This is a genomic window from Eubacterium sp. MSJ-13 (assembly GCF_018918235.1).
Classification (GTDB): Bacteria; Bacillota; Clostridia; order Lachnospirales; family Lachnospiraceae; genus Butyribacter.
Genome location: NZ_JAHLQE010000022.1, coordinates 1 through 2688 on the forward strand (window position 1 = coordinate 1; position 2688 = coordinate 2688).

Genomic DNA, 2688 nt, shown 5'->3' on the forward strand with positions numbered 1-2688 from the left:
GTAAGCGCAAAATACTCAGGCGTATATCAAAAAATAACTTAGCATAAACAGTATTTTTCTTGTTATGCTAAGTTATTTGTTTCTTTCATCTATTTTTCAATTTTACACAATTCAAACACTTCTTCATTCCATGGTAACAGTTTTTCTAAATCGTCGTCTGACATTTCTTCATTAGGGCGTTTCTCTAATATATATCTTATATATTTAAATACATTTAATCCGTTCGACAACGCTGTCTCGGCTATACTGTATGAGATGGCACTTGCTTCTGCCCCTTCTGGACTGTCGCTGAAAAGCCATCCCTTTCTTCCTATAACATATGATTTCATTTTCTGTTCACTTAAATTGTTACTCAGACTACATCGGCCATCTTCGAGATATGTAAGCATATCTTCTTTTCTGTTCAAAGCATATGTAACTGCCGCAGCAAATTTACTGCCTTTAACAGGACTTTGCTTTTCAAGCCATGACAAAAAAGCCTCAATTACTGGTTTTTCTTTTTTGAGACGACCATTTTTTATCTGTTTGTATGAATACCCTTTTTCTTTAAAATGCCTCTCATATGCAAAAAGTTTGTCACAATACTCTACTCCCTGCACTGCCGGATGACTGATATCACGACTTTTTCCTTTTGGAATGGCATCAAAAAAGTATCTTCTTATATGTGCAAAACAACAACACCGCTTTACATCCTGTACTTTATTGTATCCTGTATAACCATCAGCCATAAGATATCCATGAAAACCTTTCAGAAATTCTTTTGCTATATCTCCACTGCGGGTTGATGCATATTTGTATAAGACTATTGGCGGGGTTCCATCTTCACCGCTTCTAAACAGCCACATATATGATTTTGCTGTTGCATCACGATTTTCTTCCTTCAATACTTGTATAGGACTCTCGTCTGCCATAGCAAACTCTCTGCTTAACAGAAGCCTGTGATAATAGTCATACAATAAACGAAGATATTTATTTGCACATCCTATAACCCAGTTCGCCATGGTTGCACGACTTAGTTCAAAACCGTATTGCAGCCAGTCTTTTTCCTGACGATATAACGGCATCCCATTAACATATTTTGAATAAATCACCCATGCAACAATTGATGGGGACGCATAACTTCCGAGTAATGCCGGTGGGACAGGGGCATGTATGATATTTGGCTTTTCCTCATCTGTTTTACACTTTGGACAGCCGTAATGTACACTGACATACTCCACAACTTTTAATGTCGCAGGTATATATTCAAGTTCTTTACGGACTGTTTCCTTTCCTATGACTTCTAAATGTGTACCACATACAGAACAGATCTGTTCTTCTTCGGGCAATATGATCTCACTTATTTCAACCGGAAGATTGTTTGTTTTTTCAGCAAAAGTAACTTTCTTTTTTCTGGTATGTTTTTTAACAATTATCCCTTCTTCAATCGAGGGTAACTCCTCAACTGTTTCATTTTTTTCATCAGAAAGATCAAGTGATAATTGTCCGTCTGTCTGTTGTGTCATTTTTTCGCGTGATGAACCAAACAGCTTTCGCTTCATGTAATCAACCTGTTCATTCAAAAGTCTGATCTGCACAGTCAGTTCTTTAACTTGAATATTACTGTTATTTAAAGCTGACTGGAGCGTTTTATTAAGTTGTCTCTGCTCATTAAGTGAATCTTTTAACTCTCTGATCAGTATATCTTTTGTATCAACAGACATCTGCTCGCCCTCCACGATTTGATACAGTTATTATACCATATTTAAGAGTAAAAAGACAGCTGAAATGCTTGATTTTTAAGTCTTTTATTTACTTTTATCAGATGGTTTTATTGCTTTTGGCTGTTCTATTTCAAGTCCATCCATTAGCCACTCAAACTGCTTCCATGTGAGAGCCTTTACTTCATCTTGGTTGCGCGGCCATTTATAATTGCCTGAGCCTGTAAGCCGCTTGTATAATAAAACTATGCCATCTTTTTCTCGATATATTGCTTTTATGCGGTCTTTTTTTCGTCCGCAAAATAGAAAAAGAGCATTTTCATCAGAATGCATTTGCAGTTTTTCTTCTATTATTGCACATAATCCGTCAATCTGTTTTCTCATATCCGTTCTGCCGCAAACTATGTAGATCTTATCCAGAGCGGATATATCGCCTAACATGACATCTCCTGCAATACATTCAAAAGTTTTATCAATGTCTGTTCATTAAAGCCATCCTGCAATGTTATGCATGCGTTTTTATATTGAAATACTATTGGTGTTCTGCATGTATCATCCTTTTCATAAGGTAAAGCAGTATTTTCTGCTGCTTGAGGTAATATATTTACACAGACAACCTCTTGTTTTTCAGTAGTTATATTTGTATTATTTTTAAAGTTATGTTCAGGCACTTTATAACAAGCCTGTTGTCTGAGTTTTTTGATCCACCAATAAAATGTACTTGGTGCAATATCATTATCAATGCACCATTGCTTGTCAGACAAACCACTTTTACGGCATTGCATGACAAGATCATAAATTTTATCATAATATAATTTTTTATCTGCCATATATTTTCTCCTAGTTTTGTGTAATGTTGTAGTAAACGGCTCCAAGATTGAATAAGAAACTTCAAGATTTTTGGAGTGAACGTTTCCAATTTTTGAGACAATCTAATTATGGCATAATATTTGTTGATATGCTATCCGCATGGATATTTTGCGCTTAC

The 2688-nt window shown here is 35.6% G+C and carries 3 protein-coding genes; all 3 read right to left on the minus strand.

The window, feature by feature from the left end:
• Positions 1 to 89: 89 nt before the first annotated feature.
• The 3 genes from KQI69_RS00885 to KQI69_RS00895 all read right to left on the minus strand — a co-directional run bounded on the left by KQI69_RS00885 (position 90) and on the right by KQI69_RS00895 (position 2530).
• Positions 90 to 1703, minus strand: a complete 1614-nt coding sequence (locus KQI69_RS00885; protein WP_216563398.1) for an IS66 family transposase — start codon at positions 1701 to 1703, stop codon at positions 90 to 92.
• Positions 1704 to 1787: 84 nt separating this feature from the next.
• A complete protein-coding gene (tnpB, locus tag KQI69_RS00890; protein ID WP_216563399.1) occupies positions 1788 to 2141 on the minus strand; it encodes an IS66 family insertion sequence element accessory protein TnpB in 354 nt (117 codons plus the stop codon).
• On the minus strand, positions 2135 to 2530 hold the full coding sequence (locus tag KQI69_RS00895; protein WP_216563400.1) for a hypothetical protein: 396 nt from the start codon (positions 2528 to 2530) through the stop codon (positions 2135 to 2137). Before KQI69_RS00895 ends, tnpB begins: the two co-directional genes overlap by 7 nt.
• Positions 2531 to 2688: the final 158 nt, after the last annotated feature.

Bases quoted from the DNA above. Each gene is read 5' to 3' on its own strand.
- KQI69_RS00885 (WP_216563398.1), bottom strand. From the start codon at position 1,703: ATGTCTGTTGATACAAAAGATATACTGATCAGAGAGTTAAAAGATTCA.
- tnpB (WP_216563399.1), bottom strand. From the start codon at position 2,141: ATGTTAGGCGATATATCCGCTCTGGATAAGATCTACATAGTTTGCGGC.
- KQI69_RS00895 (WP_216563400.1), bottom strand. From the start codon at position 2,530: ATGGCAGATAAAAAATTATATTATGATAAAATTTATGATCTTGTCATG.